The 16,763-nt window shown below is 38.5% G+C and carries 12 protein-coding genes; 4 read left to right on the top strand and 8 right to left on the bottom strand.

Annotated elements, in window-relative coordinates; genetic code table 11:
• Positions 1-91: 91 nt before the first annotated feature.
• Positions 92-1,891 carry an aspartate--tRNA ligase gene (gene aspS, locus H4J56_RS08290; RefSeq protein WP_182171721.1) on the bottom strand — a complete coding sequence of 600 codons (1,800 nt, stop codon included), beginning with the start codon at positions 1,889-1,891 and terminating at the stop codon, positions 92-94.
• Positions 1,892-2,066: 175 nt separating this feature from the next.
• Complete coding sequence (locus tag H4J56_RS08285; protein WP_182230872.1) at positions 2,067-4,913, bottom strand: transporter substrate-binding domain-containing protein; 2,847 nt, start codon at positions 4,911-4,913, stop codon at positions 2,067-2,069.
• A gap of 181 nt (positions 4,914-5,094) precedes the next feature.
• Between H4J56_RS08285 and cmoA the strand changes: the two genes are divergently transcribed.
• The 3 genes from cmoA to H4J56_RS08270 all read left to right on the top strand — a co-directional run bounded on the left by cmoA (position 5,095) and on the right by H4J56_RS08270 (position 8,262).
• Entirely contained in the window at positions 5,095-5,829 is a 735-nt protein-coding gene (gene cmoA, locus H4J56_RS08280) for a carboxy-S-adenosyl-L-methionine synthase CmoA (protein WP_182171727.1), read from the top strand.
• 8 nt (positions 5,830-5,837) lie between these two features.
• The gene (gene cmoB / locus H4J56_RS08275; protein WP_070376289.1) at positions 5,838-6,800 is read left to right on the top strand and encodes a tRNA 5-methoxyuridine(34)/uridine 5-oxyacetic acid(34) synthase CmoB; all 963 of its coding nucleotides are present in this window, start codon (positions 5,838-5,840) and stop codon (positions 6,798-6,800) included.
• Between the two features lie 121 nt (positions 6,801-6,921).
• The gene (locus H4J56_RS08270) at positions 6,922-8,262 is read left to right on the top strand and encodes an anti-phage deoxyguanosine triphosphatase (protein ID WP_182230871.1); all 1,341 of its coding nucleotides are present in this window, start codon (positions 6,922-6,924) and stop codon (positions 8,260-8,262) included.
• A gap of 111 nt (positions 8,263-8,373) precedes the next feature.
• Here H4J56_RS08270 and H4J56_RS08265 read toward each other — a convergent pair whose 3' ends face one another.
• Positions 8,374-8,748: a VOC family protein gene (locus H4J56_RS08265; RefSeq protein WP_182217703.1), complete on the bottom strand. Its 375-nt coding sequence runs from the start codon at positions 8,746-8,748 to the stop codon at positions 8,374-8,376.
• A 1-nt stretch (position 8,749) separates the two neighbouring features.
• Positions 8,750-10,591: a protein kinase domain-containing protein gene (locus H4J56_RS08260; RefSeq protein ID WP_182259168.1), complete on the bottom strand. Its 1,842-nt coding sequence runs from the start codon at positions 10,589-10,591 to the stop codon at positions 8,750-8,752.
• A 154-nt stretch (positions 10,592-10,745) separates the two neighbouring features.
• Here H4J56_RS08260 and H4J56_RS08255 point away from each other — a divergent pair, with 154 nt between their 5' ends.
• Complete coding sequence (locus tag H4J56_RS08255; RefSeq protein ID WP_182259167.1) at positions 10,746-11,495, top strand: hypothetical protein; 750 nt, start codon at positions 10,746-10,748, stop codon at positions 11,493-11,495.
• An 81-nt stretch (positions 11,496-11,576) separates the two neighbouring features.
• On the opposite strand, the gene H4J56_RS08250 is transcribed toward H4J56_RS08255, so the two are convergent.
• The 4 genes from H4J56_RS08250 to astE form a co-directional block, all read right to left on the bottom strand.
• Positions 11,577-13,169, bottom strand: a complete 1,593-nt coding sequence (locus H4J56_RS08250) for a dihydrolipoyllysine-residue acetyltransferase (protein WP_182217709.1) — start codon at positions 13,167-13,169, stop codon at positions 11,577-11,579.
• A 10-nt stretch (positions 13,170-13,179) separates the two neighbouring features.
• Positions 13,180-14,157: an alpha-ketoacid dehydrogenase subunit beta gene (locus H4J56_RS08245; protein ID WP_070376283.1), complete on the bottom strand. Its 978-nt coding sequence runs from the start codon at positions 14,155-14,157 to the stop codon at positions 13,180-13,182.
• The gene (locus tag H4J56_RS08240; protein WP_182217711.1) at positions 14,157-15,341 is read right to left on the bottom strand and encodes a thiamine pyrophosphate-dependent dehydrogenase E1 component subunit alpha; all 1,185 of its coding nucleotides are present in this window, start codon (positions 15,339-15,341) and stop codon (positions 14,157-14,159) included. Before H4J56_RS08240 ends, H4J56_RS08245 begins: the two co-directional genes overlap by 1 nt.
• Before the next feature lie 243 nt (positions 15,342-15,584).
• On the bottom strand, positions 15,585-16,688 hold the full coding sequence (gene astE / locus H4J56_RS08235) for a succinylglutamate desuccinylase (RefSeq protein WP_182243559.1): 1,104 nt from the start codon (positions 16,686-16,688) through the stop codon (positions 15,585-15,587).
• Positions 16,689-16,763: the final 75 nt, after the last annotated feature.

Below are 16,763 nucleotides of genomic sequence, written 5' to 3'. Positions count from 1 at the left end.
TGGTTGCCTAAGAACTGTCATGACCGTACATTCTATAGATAAAAAAAGCAGCTAATTAGCTGCTTTTTATCGAACGCTGATTATTTATAAACTATTCAGCTAAAGGTTCTTCTTTCTTTTCAGCTTTAGGTAAACAAGCGATGCCCAGTTCAACAAGCTGTGCTGGATTTGCTTTACCCGGTGCATTGGTTAGTGGACAAGCCGCTGTGGTTGTTTTTGGAAAAGCCATAACATCACGAATTGATGATGCGCCAGTCATTAACATTACTAAGCGGTCTAAACCAAACGCTAAGCCAGCGTGTGGTGGAGCACCATACTGAAGTGCTTCAAGTAAAAAGCCAAATTTTTCTTGCGCTTCTTCGTCACTAATACCCAAAATCCTAAAAACTGCAGCTTGCATATCTTGGTTATGAATACGTACCGAACCGCCGCCTAATTCACAGCCATTTAACACCATATCGTAAGCATCAGAAAGCGCGCCAACAGGGTTAGCTTCTAATGCTTCAGCCGTTAAATTAATAGGTGCGGTAAACGGGTGATGAATTGCATGCATGCCGCCATCAGCTTCTTCAAACATTGGGAAGTCAACAACCCACAATGGTTTCCAATCACCTTGTAATAATTCTAAATCTTCACCTAGTTTAAGACGCAATGCACCAAGTGATTCAGTAACAACATTGTACTTGTCGGCGCCAAAGAAAATAATATCGCCTGTTTTAGCATTAGTACGTGTTAATAACGCTTTTACCGCTTCTTCATTTAAGAACTTCAAGACCGGCGATTGTATGCCGTCAATACCAGTACTTAAGGCTGCGTCAACATCATTAACTTTTAACCAAGGCATGCCTTTAGCACCATAAATGCCAACATACTTAGTCAGTTCGTCAAGACCTTTGCGTGAGAATTTTGCAGCACCACCCGGAACACAAATTACCGATACACGGCCTTTTTCGTCGTTTGCGGGTCCAGAGAAAACTTTAAACTCTACATCTTTAACAATATCAGCAACATCCACTAATTCTAGTGGATTACGTAAATCAGGTTTATCTGAACCAAAACGTGTCATTGCCTCTAAATAAGTCATACGAGGGAATGTGCCTAAATCAACATTCATCAAATCTTTAAATAATTTAACGATCATCGTTTCAGCAACATTCATCACTTGCTCGCTGCTCATGAATGACGTTTCAATATCTATTTGAGTAAATTCAGGCTGACGGTCAGCGCGTAAATCTTCGTCACGAAAACATTTAACAATTTGATAGTAACGTTCCATACCCGACATCATTAACAATTGTTTAAACAACTGAGGTGACTGCGGTAAAGCAAAGAACTGACCTTTATGTGTGCGACTTGGTACTAAATAGTCACGTGCACCTTCAGGTGTTGCCGCAGTTAAGATAGGTGTTTCAATATCTAAAAAGCCCTGCCCTTCTAAGGACGTTCGCACTGCCGATGTTACTTTTGCACGAAAACGCATACGTTCTGTCATCTCGCTACGACGTAAATCTAAATAGCGATATTTTAAACGTTGTTCTTCTGAATTATTTTGGTTGGAATCAAGTGGTAATGGTGCAGACTTATTTAAAATAGTCAGCTCTAATCCTAAAATTTCAATAGCACCGGTTTTCATGTCTTTATTAATTTGACCTTCAGGTCGGGCACGCACCTTGCCTTTAATTTGAACACAAAATTCATTACGTAAGGTATTCGCTTTCGCTATAACTTCAGGTAAATCTGGATCATAAACGACTTGTACCATACCTTCACGATCACGTAGATCTAAAAAGATCACCGCACCTAAGTCTCGACGACGGTTAACCCAGCCGCATAAAGTAATTTCTTTGCCAATGTGAGATTCGTTCACATCACCACAATAAAGATCGCGCATGTCTGTTGTCCTGATAATACTAACTAGCTCATGCAAAGTATTAGCATGGCAATCGTTAGGATGGAAAATTGCCGACATTATAAAGGAATATGACGACAAAAAAAGCATTAAGGGGAATAGTGACCGTAAAATGATTAAAAAATATTTTACGGATGATAAAATAGTTTGGTTTTATTTATTTAGCTGCGTATGTCTCTGAGTTGAAGACATAATGATTTTTTCCATTTGCCTTAACTCTATACATTAACGTATCGGCAATTTTTAGCAGGTCATTATCTGTCACACCATCATCGGGATACATAGCAATACCAATACTACAACCAATATTAACCCGTTCCACCGACAATTCAAAAGGCTGCTGCATCAGCTTTAATACTTTGTCGGCAATATAAGCCGCTTCACTTTTTTGATGCAAACCTGTTAGCAGTAGAACAAATTCATCACCACCGAAACGAACAACCGTATCTGACTGTCGAACACAACTTTTTAGTTTATTAGCCACTTTGACTAACAGTTCATCGCCAACATCATGGCCATGGGTGTCATTTATAGTTTTAAAACCATCAAGATCGAGAAATAAAACGGCCATTTGTAATTGTTGGCGCTGATGGAAGCTAATGGCAGTATTTATCCGGTCTTTTAGCAATACTCGGTTGGCTAACCCGGTTAATTCATCATGGGTCGCCATATGTTTCATTTTTTCTTCAAGCAATTTACGCGTTTTTATTTCACCATATAAGCGCCTATTCCACATTATTATCGCAATAATAATAATGAGGATAAGTACACCAATTTGTGCTGAGACTCGCATGACAACGTCTTTATTAAACCCTGTTTCTATATTCACTCCAAACCAGCGGTCATAAATTTTCTGTTTTTCATTCTCAGAAAGAGTCAATAAGGTTTTGTTTATGATTTGTTGTAATTCAAGCCAATCCGGTCTAATGGCAAAGTGACTGCTGTCCCTTTGCAATTCTTCCAACACTGACATATCTAAAACACTGAGACTTTCTCGTTTCATTAATTCAGAAGCAGACGCTATATTAGAAATAAAACCGTCAACCTTACCTTGCTGAACGGCAAGTAGGCCGTCATTGTGAGTATCAACGAGTTTTAACGATATTAATGGGTGTTCTTTTCTAATAGCAGACGATAGATAGTAGCCTTTAATAACGGCTAATGTTTTACCATGAAAACTGTTAAGTGTCAGTTGAGAGCCCAATTGACGTTGGTGTAAAATGACCCAAGGCATACTCCAATAAGGTTGAGTAAATAGAACCTGTTTCTTTCGCTCTTGCGTCACAGAAATACTGGCAAGCATATCAATTTTTTCCTCGACTAATCCTTGATATAAGTCATTCCAGCTATCAAAAAATGTAAATTCAAACGCTAAACCAGAACGATCTGATATCAACTTAAGTACATCGGGGTTGATACCTGTTACTTGGCCTTTTGCATTAACAAATTCCATTGGCATCCAGTTTTTAACCAGTCCAACATTTACTTTTTGATTTTGTTCTAGCCATAATTGTTCAGACTGAGATAAACTCACTTTTTCAGCAGAGCGAACAAAATAGCCGTTATTTTTATCGATAAGCCAATTTCTCTCGAGTCTAATAAGTTGCTCAATAGGGATATTGTTAAAGCCTTCGTTAATCAATTCAACCAATTTATCATTACCCTTTTTTACTAAGGAATAAACCGGTGTTGGGAAAGTAACATTTTTTAATTGATAAAATGAAGATTGTAAATTGCTTTCTATTAAACGGGCATTTAGGTATTCTTGAGCACTGACCATAGCATCAACATTGCCTAATTCAGCCTGATGAAGAAGTTCATTAGCTGTCTGGTAAACCTGAACTTTTAGATTAGGGTACCTCTTAGTTAAGGTGTTTTCATAAGTAGTCCCCGCTAAAATACCTATTCTTTTACCTTGTAAGTCTTTCAATGAATAAACATTATCAATTCGGGTAGAAACAAACACGCCAGCATCAACACCATAAATTTGTGAAGCGATCTGTAATTTATTATTAAAATTTTCGGCTGAATAACCAATATGTATATCGACATCACCGCCTTGTAACATCGCTAATTCTTGTGATGGAGATTGAGCAATAAATTCAATTTCAATGCCACTTTCTTTCGCCCATAAACGCCATAAATCAATAAATAAACCTTGCGGTTGCCCCGTAGGAGATACCGCCATATAAGGCGGTGCTTGTGTTAGGAAGCTTAATAACAATGTTTTGCTACTTTTCTCTCGTCCTAACCATTTTTTTTCTATTAGCGATTTTTCGGCAACCGTAATTTTATCAAAACCTTCAACGATAAAGTCTTTTAACAACGTATTTTCTATTGATGTGGCGGCTACATATTCACCTTGATAAAAACTAATTCTTTTGTAAGGTGGGTATTGTTTATTTAATTCAAAATACTCACTAAAAAGTTTAGAAGGTTTTTCAACGTCCGTATAAACCATTATTTCGTTAGCTAATGCCGCTTGATATAAGACATGGCGATTTTCGTATAAACGTAATTTAAGGTGCGGATATTTTTCTAAAATGATTGCGGCATGACTTGACCCGCGAACCGAACCAATAATGTAAGGTGACAATTGGCTAATTTCAGTTAAATTAGTAAAGTCTCTATGGGTATAAAAATAGAAATCGTGATAGAAAAATGACGGTGTAAGCAATAATTCTTTACTGCGCTCTACTGTTTTAGTCATTCCGCCATGAATGTCAACTTCACCTGATTGAACCTGTGATAATGTTGATAACCAGTCCGTGGTAATAAATTCAATTTTAACACCTTGTCGCTCTGCCCATAGCTTCCAAAGATCGGGCATTAATCCATCCGCCTGTCCTTTGTCATTGAGGAACATATAAGGATAGCTGGTTTTGTTTATCGCTATTGTGAGTGGCTTTGCTGAGATTTCAAAACGTTCATTGTTTGCTTGCACTGTTATAGCAAAACACATCACCAGTAAGATTAGACAACGAACAAAATAATTGAGTTGCAACAGCAATTCCTTAATGGTTAAAGTGGATGAAATAACAACGATTATAGACCTTATTCGTCATAAGTTGCAGGGTAAATTTTAGCTTTAACTACTAAAAAGTACGCAATACTACCCTATGACAATAAATTTGGGTTAAAATAACGCAAAATTGATATTTAAATACCAAGACAAGTTCAGCCTAATGAAACCATCAGAACCCGATTTAATTTTTTCAAAAAAACAAAGCCAAATTAAAGATTTTACTTTTGACGCACATGTTGTCGAAGTTTTTCCTGATATGATTTCCCGCTCTGTACCTGGTTATAATACCATTATTGATACCATTGGCCGCTTAAGTCAGCGTTTTGTCACTGACAATAGTCATGTGTATGACCTAGGATGCTCACTCGGCGCCGCAACGATAGCCATGCGTAAAGCGATCACCGCAAAAAACTGTAAAATTATAGGTGTTGATAATTCTTCTGCCATGGTTGAGCGCTGTAAAATGCATGTTAGTGCATTCAAAGGTGCTACACCGGTAGAAATTATTGAAGGGAATATTTTAGATATTGAGATTGAAAACGCTTCAATGGTAGTACTTAATTTCACCTTACAGTTTATTGAGCCAGAAATACGCTCGACATTAATAGATAAAATAGCCAAGGGTTTAAAGCCTGGTGGCTTATTGTTATTATCAGAAAAAATATCAGCTGATGATAAGATCTGTAATGAACTACTTGTCGATTTGCATCTCGACTTTAAACGCGCCAACGGTTATAGCGAACTAGAAATAGCCCAAAAACGTACCGCTATTGAAAAAGTTATGCGCATTGATAGCTTACCCGAACATATTGCACGCTTAGAAAATGCTGGTTTCAACCATCAAACGCCTTGGTTCCAATGTTTTAACTTTTTTTCACTCATCGCCATTAAGTAACTTTATTCATGTCATTCAATAAATTTTATCAAGAAATAGCTCAAAACCGCCTAAGCCATTGGTTAAACACTCTTCCTGCGCAACTTAGCCAATGGAAAAAAGAACAATTGCATGGCGAGTTTGCCCAATGGCAAAAAACCTTAACCGCTTTACCAAAGACGACACCATCAGTCGTTAATATCAGTGACGGAGTAACTGTCGGTAAAAAAGAAGATATTACTGAAGGTGAATATAAGCGTTTAGAAAATTTACTGAAAAAATTTAAACCCTGGCGTAAAGGCCCTTACCATATCCATGGTTTGCATATAGACACTGAATGGCGCTCCGATTTTAAATGGGATCGTTTAAAAGAGCATATTAGCCCACTCAACAATAAATACGTTTTAGATATTGGTTGTGGCAGTGGCTATCACTTATGGCGTATGCGCGGTGATGGAGCTAAATTTGTTGTTGGCATAGACCCAACACAATTATTTTTTACACAATTTAATGCTATTCAGCACTTTGTTAACGACCCTAAAGTCAACTTATTGCCGTTAGGTGTAGAACAATTACCTGAGCTTAATGCCTTTGATACCGTATTTGCCATGGGTGTTTTATACCATCGCCGTTCTCCTATTGATTTTCTTTACCAATTAAAAGCACAGTTAGTAAAGGGTGGCGAGTTAGTGCTAGAAACTTTAGTGGTTGATGGTGATGAACATACCGTTTTAGTGCCTGGCGAACGTTATGCTAAAATGCGTAATGTCTGGTTTTTACCTAGTTGTGATGCGATGTGTGCATGGCTTTCGCGATGTGGATTTAAAAATATACGGGTGGTCAATACCGATATCACCGCACTTGATGAACAACGAAAAACTGACTGGATAGATACTGAGTCACTGGCTGATTTCCTTGACCCTGACGATAACAGTAAAACAATAGAAGGTTACCCCGCGCCAAAACGCGCTATTTTTATTGCTAATACTTAAGTTGTCGAGATAAGTAGTCTGTTAATTATCTGCAGAGCATATTTAGGTAGTGACTTTTATTATTTAAGTATGTGATTATGATAGGTAAAAAATTTAACACAATTAAGATAAAAGGGTGTCTATGAACGAACTTTGGTCGCAGCGAAAACTAGCTAGTGTTGCAAAACGTCTAAATGATCACCGTAGCCCTTTTCAGCGTGATCGTGCGCGTATACTCCATTCTGCTGCTTTTCGTCGCTTACAGTCTAAAACCCAAGTGATGGGCAGTGGACAAAGTGATTTCTATCGAACCCGTCTTACCCATTCATTAGAGGCAGCGCAAATTGGCTCAGGAATTAGTGCCCAATTAAGAAACAAGCATGCACAATTATCTGCTGAGCTTTTTCCTGATGATGAGAACTTAATTGAATCTATTTGTTTAGCCCACGATATTGGTCACCCTCCATTTGGGCACGGTGGTGAGGTTGCTCTTAATTATATGATGCGTAACCATGGCGGCTTTGAAGGCAATGGGCAAACTTTTCGCATTGTTTCACACTTAGAGCCCTTTAGTGAGTTTTATGGGATGAATTTATCTCGCCGAACATTATTAGGCTTAATAAAATACCCACAACTATTAACCGAGTTAACACAATTACCTTTACCTGTTGCTCCGCACAGTTTTAGACAATTAAAAGCGGCTGACTGGCATCCTGCCAAAGGCTTATATAGTGATGACACTGAAATGTTTGATTGGGTTTTATCGCCATTATCTGCTGATGATCGCGCTCTTTTTCAATCAATAAAAAAAACCAAAAACAAACATAACAAAACAATATTTAAATCACTCGATTGTTCAATTATGGAGCTCGCTGACGATATAGCTTACGGTATTCATGACCTAGAAGACGCAATAGTTACAGGTGTAGTCAGCCAGCAAGATTTTGAACAAGAAGTTATCACTAAACTTAAAGCAATCGATGAACCTTGGTTGCAAGATTATTGTCAACGTTTAACAGCAAAGCTTTTTAATGAACAACACTACATTCAAAAAGAAGCGATTGGCGGCTTAGTCAATTATTTAATTACCGAAATATATTTAGCTGATTTAAATGAAAACTCGACAATAAGCTTTACTGAACCCTTATTACGTTACAACGCTAAGCTACCAGTTAATGCCGCGAAGGCACTACAGATATTCAAAGACTTTGTCTTCTCATTTGTTATTAAACAAACCAGTATTCAACAACTCGAATATCGTGGGCAACAAATAGTGATGGAGTTATTTGAAGCATTGGCCAGTGATCCCGCTCGATTATTGCCTAAACATACCAAGCAGCGTTGGCTTTATGCAAAAACGCATAACTTGAACGAACATCGAGTAATTGCTGATTATGTCTCAGGGATGACGGATGACTATGCTACTCATCTTTATCAGCGACTGTTCCTGCCCAGTGGTTCATCCCGTCTAAGTGAGCGCTAACTCTAAGCATGCAATGAAGCTAGATATTGACTTGGCTTCATTGTTTACTGTTTGCGCTAAAAGTAAAACGGTCAATACTGACAAAAATTAGCGTAATAGATAAAGCTTAATTCAACCTTGCTGATAGAGTGAACAAACAGCACCTGCGGGATCTTTAATCACCACATGCTTATCTTTACCTACCTGCTTTATTTCAGTGAGCAATTCGCCGCCAAGCTCGATAACATTTGCAACGGCAGCGTGAATATCTTTAACTAAAAAATAAGGTAACCATGTCGCAGGCATACTAGCATTCACTCCTTTAGCATGACAAATACCACTGATCGCTTCACCGCTATCAGGACTCTTCATGACATAATCGTTATGATCGCCCATCGCCACGTTTTCAACTTGCCAACCAATAACGCGCTGGTAAAAATCTTTCACCTCAGTGGCATTGTCTACCGTTAAATCTAACCAAGCCATTTCACCTATTTTGTCACTCATTTTATTTCTCCACTGATTCAATTATTTTTGGGTTTCTTGGATAATACTTTTCAGGCAAGGTGCTGATATGTTCAAAATATCGGGTATCTTTATAGGGTAACTTCATAAAGCCTGATATTCCCTGACCTTGAATTGTTGGTAATAGCGTAATAATTTCAGCTAAACACTCGGCAAATTCTTGCTTTTTTTCATGGTTAAGTAACATTAAATAACTATGAATTTTTAAGTGAGTGGGCAAGACTTCAAAAATAATGCAGCCCGTATGATGAATTAGATTTAAACGTCCTAATACAGCCATTATTTCATCGGGTAGATAGAGGTATTCATCGGGGTCTTTACCGTCTTCAAAGTATGAATGCAAACGTGTAATATCATCTACCTCAGCAACATCACTGATCTCAAATGAAAACTCCTGTCCCAACTCAGCAATGAAGTCGTGCTCACTACTTTGTCGTTCGACATGCAAAGTATTTCTGGCATTAAATAAACAACTCTTAAACATACCAACGCGGTGAATACCTTGAGCGAGATGCACCATATTATTGACAGCACTTTGAAAAGAAGCATTAAGATTAGGGTCAAACAAGGTTAAGTTAGAATCAATATAAACACCATCGGCCTGCCAACGTATCGCTAAACCACCAACCACAGGAAAATTACCTAGCCGACCAACTGCGGCAATAAATGCTTTTTCGGTATCGCCCATGCCCATCAAAAAGTTTTTGTAATATTTTTCTAGTTGCGCATCATCAATCTCGTTTAACTCATCACTCTCGGTAGACTCTCTTAAAAAAGATTTTCTCGAACCGTAAACCACAGTATCAAAAATTTTGTCTGTTTTAGATTTTAACCAAACAGGAATAAGTAATTTAGCATCGAAAGCCGTATGCTTTTTGGCCATAACCATGCGTTTTAAATAAGGTAACTGTTTAAAAAAGTAATCACCGGCGCTATTACGTGTTTTGAGATCGTCGCTGAGCATAGCATCAATAATTTTCGCCAGTAACTTTGGTAAACCCAATGAAAGCGGAGAAATAACCTGATGACCATATCGACACGATTGACCTGACGCAATCGCATAAATAGTTGCCGCTAACCCCTGTTCATCAAAGCGAGGCGAAGACATTGCGCCACTTATTTGGTCTTGACCAATAAAGTAAACATCACCTAAACGCGCATTAGTATTTTGCAAATCGCTACTCATTAAATCCATGACACTATTCGCGGTATTTTGCCCACTAGCATCTAGCTGCGCAACAACAGCAGAGCCCCAGTCGACTAAGTAAACCTTGCCCGTTTTTTCATTAAAAACAACATTTGAGGGTTTAATATCCCCATGAACATAGGGTTTCCCTTTGCTGTGTTTTTTAGGGTTGCGTAAATAAAGCAAAATTTCAGCGAGTTGAATCGCGATATTAACGACAAGTTCAGGCGCTAACGGCCCATGTTGTTGAGAATATTTTTCTAAATCGATGCCCGGCGCTCGTTCCATATGCACGATAGATTGGCGCTTAATTTTGTAATATTTAACAACTTTAGGGATGCGTCGATGCGATAGCTCTCCTTGAATTTCAGCTTCTTCTGCTAGTCTGTCTTGTACGTGTTGCGGTAAGTTCATCCGTGAAAATTTGAAAACGAAGGCATTCCCTAAGTCATCATCACCATTAAACACAAACCCATAGGCGCCCTTTCCCAATAAGGCGATATTTTTATAGCCCAGTAAACTTAATTGCTGCTGACATAATTCAACCCAAACTTTTAATTTAGTAGCGTCTTTAGTGTTTAATAAGTAAACCGATTGCTCTTCGGCAATATAAAAATGTTGCAGTTTATTTTCGTGCACGTGATTTCCTAACAATGCTTGCTCTGCTAAAAAGTATATCTTTAAAGTGACTTGATGTTAACTCAAAGCTCCCGCTTAAATTTAAGCGCTTGAAAGATAATTCTATTGAGGTAATATCTTTAAAAAATAATAAAACATAGATAAAAGGATTTATATGAATTTACTAAAAGCACTGATACTTTTGGCTGTTGGAGCAATACTCGGCTATGGTTTTTCATCGTTGAGCACAGAAAGTTATCAAGATAATTTGGCTCATCCTACGGTAATGGCAGTTAAGACACCCCCAACCGCAAAGATATCAAAATTTAAAGTCGCTCCGGATTTACTCGATCAAACCGTTGTCGCTACTCAAGTCCAACCACAAGTCACCAATAACCAGACATTAACAACTGTTGACGATGAGGAAATGTTAAATCAGCAGCACCTAGATTTAATCGCTGAGCATCAATTATTAAAAGACAAATATAAAAAATCTAAACGTAAAGTATCATCATTGAAATATCAATTAAGTGAATTTGATGGCAGTGAAGCAACCGACGAAGAAATGGAAAAACTAGCTCCAGAGCCCTTCAAATTTTTCTTGAGTTCATTTCGAGGAAAAACAAGAAATGACATCTACGATTTTCATCAAAAAGAAGACGATTTAGATTGGGGTTATAATATGCAAAACAATATTTCAGACTTTGTACTAACCCACTATGATGGCATGAACGTAGATTTAATATCAGTTATTTGTAAACAGCCTTATTGCGAAATTCTAGTGACTGAAAAACAAGAAGATGCTTGGGACAATATTATCAAAGACTTATCGGTACAAACATGGTGGAAATTCTCATCATTTTCAACGTCAACAAAGTCAAATGAAGATAATGAACTCTCTATCTATGCTTTCTTCACTCAATAAAACGTCTCCTTGAGAACCGATACCACCATAAACAAAAAAACCTGCATGAGCAGGTTTTTTTTAATATCAAAAAGCGTCAAACTAAGACATATGCATCAACATATTGCTTGGCTCTTCTAAGAATGATTTCCACAAGTTACAAAAACGGGCAATTGAACCGCCATCAATAACACGATGATCACCAGACCAACTTACTTGCATAATGTAACGTGCTTCAACTTCACCTTTATCATTAAAGCGTGGTAATTTTTGTAATTTACCTAACGCAACAATCGCTGATTCAGGTTTATTGATTATCGGTGTAGCAACCGTGCCGCCAATCGCGCCAATGTTTGAAATGGTAATAGTTCCACCCTTCAAATCTTCTGCACCAACACGACCTGCACGGGCAGAGTCAGTTAAACGCATGATATCTTTAGCAACGTCAACAATAGATTTGTTCTGTACTTGCTTAACATTAGGGACGAGTAAGCCGACTTTAGAGTCAACTGCCATACCAATATTATGATCGTCAAAATAAGTAATTTCAGTACAATCATCATTAACTTGCGTATTTACAATCGGGAATTCTTTTAATGCTAAAGAAATCGATTTCATGAAAAACGGCATCATAGTTAATTTAATATCTTGTTTCGCATAAGCGTCTTTCATACCGCTGCGTAACGCCATTAGATTCGTCATGTCAATTTCTTCACAATAAGTAAAGTGAGGAATCGTTGACACTGAACGTACCATAGCCTTTGCCATCGCCGCTTTAATACCGCGAATAGGCTCAACACGTTTACCGCCACTTTGTGCCACCGCAACAACTGGCGCTACATTTTCAGTGCTTATAACTGGCGCTTTAGTGAAAGAAACAACGTCTTCTTTATAAACACGCCCTTTCTTGCCACTGCCTGGTATTTCATGAATATTAACATTTAATTCGCGAGCTACACGGCGCACCGCCGGGCTAGCAACAGCTTTACTGTTAATAATCTTTTTCTCAACAGCTGCTGCAATAGTTGTTAAAGCCACTTTTTCAACGGCAGAAACCGTTGGCGTTTCAAGAGTTTCTGCCGCGACAACTGCATTCTGATGGCCATTAGCCGCCAGTTTTTCTATTTCAAATAAAGGCGCATGTACTTTCGCAATTTCACCTTTAGCATAGTAAAGCTTAGTCACAGTACCGTTATGCATCGCTGGAATTTGTACTAGCGCTTTGTCTGTCATTACATCAGCAATGGGTTGATCTTCAACAATCACATCACCTTCTTTAACTAACCATTCAACGAGTTCACACTCAACAATACCTTCACCAATATCAGGTAAGATAAAGTCTTCACGTTCAAGTGTTGGCTCACCATGAGTCGAAGCCGCAACTGAATGCTCAGCAACTGGCGAACTTGGCGCAGCAACCACTGGGCTTGCTTGCACAGGCGAAGGTGCCTGCTCTTGATCGGTTGTCATTGAAAAAAGTGGCTGATGTACTTTGGCAATATCGCCCTGAGCGTAATAAAGCTTAGTAACCGTACCATTATGCATCGCCGGAATTTGTACCAGCGCTTTATCTGTCATCACATCAGCAATGGGCTGATCTTCAACAATAACGTCGCCTTCTTTAACTAGCCATTCAACTAGCTCACATTCAACGATACCTTCACCAATATCGGGTAGAATAAAATCAATACTCATGACAAAAACCTTAGTAATTTATGCTGTGTTTAATGGCTTCGTACACTTTTAAGTGGTCGGCAACATATTCTTTTTCTAGTGATAATGGGTAAGGTGTATCCATACCACAGATGCGTGCAATCGGTGACTCAAGGTGTAAGAAACACTCTTTTTGAATCGTTGCTGCAATTTCACTAGCAAAACCCGCCGTTAATGGCGCTTCTTGGCTAACAACTAAGCGTCCTGTTTTGGTAACAGAATTAACAACCGTTTCAATATCCCATGGTAAAATAGTACGTAAATCTATGATTTCACATGAAATACCATCAGCTGCAGCCATTTCAGCCGCCTTCTCTATTATTTCCATTTGTGCGCCCCACGCTAATAACGTGATATCACTACCTGGCGTAACAATTTCAGCTTTGCCAAGGGGTAATTGATAGTCTTCTAAAGGCACTTCGCCCACAGAGGCACGATACAAACGCTTAGGTTCAAAAAAGATAACCGGGTTTTTATCGCGAATAGACGCTAACAATAAACCTTTTGCTTGGTAAGGGTTACGAGGTACAACAACTTTTAAGCCCGGTGTATGAGCAAAATAAGCTTCTGGTGATTGGCTATGATATAAGCCTCCCGCGATACCGCCACCGTATGGTGTACGTATCGTTAAATTACCCACATCAAATTCATTACCACTGCGGTAGCGAAACTTTGCGGATTCATTAACAATTTGATCGAAAGCAGGGAAAATATAATCAGCAAATTGAATTTCAGCGATAGGCACACTGCCTTGAGCTGCTAAACCATTAGCAAAACCAATAACACCTTGTTCAACTAGAGGTGTGTTAAAACAACGTAATTTACCAAATTTTTCTTGTAAGCCACTGGTTGCGCGAAAAACACCACCAAAATGGCCAACATCTTCACCAAAACACACAGCGCGTTCATTTTCTGTCATTGCAATTTCAAGTGCGTTATTAATTGCATGTAATAAATTCATTTGTGCCATTATTTAATTCTCCCCGCGGTGAATGGGTAGGCTTCTGGATACTTTTTAATATGTACTTTCAGCTCGGCAAGTTGTGCTTTTAATAGCGTTGGTGGTTCATCATAAACATCAGTGATTAAATCTTCAACGGGTGGTTTATCAATTTTTTCAGCAACTTTTACTGCCGCTAAGACTTCTTCACGTAATTTATCAAACAAGGTTGTTTCTTGTGCTTCATCCCACCACTTATTCGCTAACATCCAATTTTTCATACGAAGAATAGGATCATGTGCTTGCCATTTAGCTTCTTCTTCACGCGTACGATATCCAGAAGGATCATCTGAGGTAGAATGTGCACCTAAACGATAAGACATGGCTTCAATAAGTACTGGCTTGTTTTCTGCTAAAGCATAAGTACGAGCATCTTGTGTCGCTTTTAAAACCGCAAGTATATCGTTGCCGTCGATTCGAATCGTTTTAATTCCGTAACCCACACCACGAGAAGCAATACCATTACCTGCGTATTGCTCATCTGCAGGTGTTGAAATTGCGTAGCCGTTATTACGACAGAAAAAGATAACAGGAGCACGATGTACTGCTGCCATATTTAATCCCGCATGGAAGTCACCTTCTGACGCAGCGCCTTCACCGAAATAACAAATTGTTACCGCGTCAAGCCCTTGTATCTTCTGGCCATATGCATAACCGGTCGCTTGTGGTATTTGAGTAGCTAGTGGCGATGAAATCGTCATGTAGTTTAATTCACGGCTGCCGTAATGAATGGGCATTTGACGACCTTTGCCTAAATCCTTTTCATTACTGAACATTTGATTCATGAAGTTTTCGAGTGAGAAACCACGATACATTAATGCACCTTGCTCTCGGTATTGCGCCATGATCATATCTTGAGGTTTTAAACCGGCAGCACCACCGACACTTGCGGCTTCTTCACCCAGTGCGGTCATGTAAAAGCTTAAACGACCTTGACGTTGCGATGCGACCATTCTCTCATCGAGTACACGGTGAAACGCTAACGTTTTATAAATTTTTGTTGCTGATTCTTGATCAATTTCAGGAAGCTCAGCACCTTCATATACGGTGCCGTCTTGTTGTAATACTTTGAGGATGGGAATTTCAACTGAATGACCATCAATAAAAGCGGGTTGATGTACCACCGGACTTTCTTTATATACGTCAGTGTTCATAGCCTTCTCTTCTCTTCTTGTCTTATGGAATATGTTCATTGCAGGATTTGCTATACCCATTATTCTTAATGTAAGTGTACTTAGTTTTAGTACTTTTTGGGTTTTGCGCAATGAGCTGCTGTAAATAATCGAACGTACTTTACCTTTACGTAAACTGAAACACAAGTTGTGTGAGCTAAGTAAAATTTTGGGCATACGGCAATATCATCAATATGCCCATAAAAGTTTACATAAGCATGACCATTATTCGATAGATGTGGGAATAACGGTTAATAATGCTCGCTGCCCAATAGCAACATTAGCATTAGGGAAGATAATTGCTTCCCCGACTTTATCTGTTTTGATCTCGTTACCATCATCTATTGCGAGTACGGTACCTTTTGGAAAGTCAGTAAAGTTTTCAACGTTATCAGAAAAATTTAAAGCAAAGTTTTCACCCTGACGATTAATGGTTTGGTAGATCTCATAAATACTAAAGTCATTTTCATCATAGTCTTTTAGCAACAAGTCTTGTCCTGAAATCAAACGCGTTAGTGTTTCTTTAACTTGAACGAATTTAGCCATGTCATTTTCACCAAAGGGCATCACTTTGCCTAATTCCACAGTAAAAGCGTCAGCATTAAATTCATTTGATGAAAAGTAACTAAAGGTCGTGGTTGGTGAATGCGAAAGTAAAATAGTACTTACCCCACACGCATGCATAAATTGAAGTTGAGATTTTTTCCAAGCTTTACCATGTCGAAAAGGATAAACCGCAAATTTATCGTTTTTTGAGCCTCTAATGGCGGTATGTAAATCGTAATGACAACGCTCTCTCTCTTTATTACTGGATAAGCTTTGACCTTGCTGGAAAAAATCTCGCACGGTATTTTCAAGTAATAAAGCACGGTGGCGTTCTTTATTAATTAAACCCGCCCCCTGTCCCTGATCAGCAGAATGGCCACCAGAGAATAAACGATTCATATTTTCTTCAATAAAACGTTCAGAAATGTTAATAGAAGCTGGGTTGCCAAAAATAAACAGTACACGCTCGGTACAAGCAAGCTCTCCTAAAATAAGCTTTTTAATGAGCTCAGCACAAATTTCAATTGGAGCGGTTTCATTACCGTGCACGGCACTAGAGAGCACAATGTCTTTACTAGATGTTTGCAGTTCAACGGGTTCAAAAGTAATAAGACCGGTATCAAGTACGGTAACGTTTGTTTCGCTATTACTTTCTTGATGTTTAATTTGAAAGGAAAAACGTCCTGCTATTGACCACTCATTTGCACGAGTTAAGGCGAGAAAGTCACCCGTAGATTGTAACGCTTGCTGTTGTTCTTGTAAGACTACTTGTAATTTATTCAAACCACATTCACTAAGGCAATAAAAATTACTTATATTGTACAAAAAAATAGAGATTATTGCTTGGTTTGATCACAA

The organism is Colwellia sp. BRX8-4 (assembly GCF_014077345.1).
GTDB lineage: Bacteria > Pseudomonadota > Gammaproteobacteria > Enterobacterales > Alteromonadaceae > Colwellia_A.
This window is presented reverse-complemented; position numbering and strand designations above follow the sequence as displayed.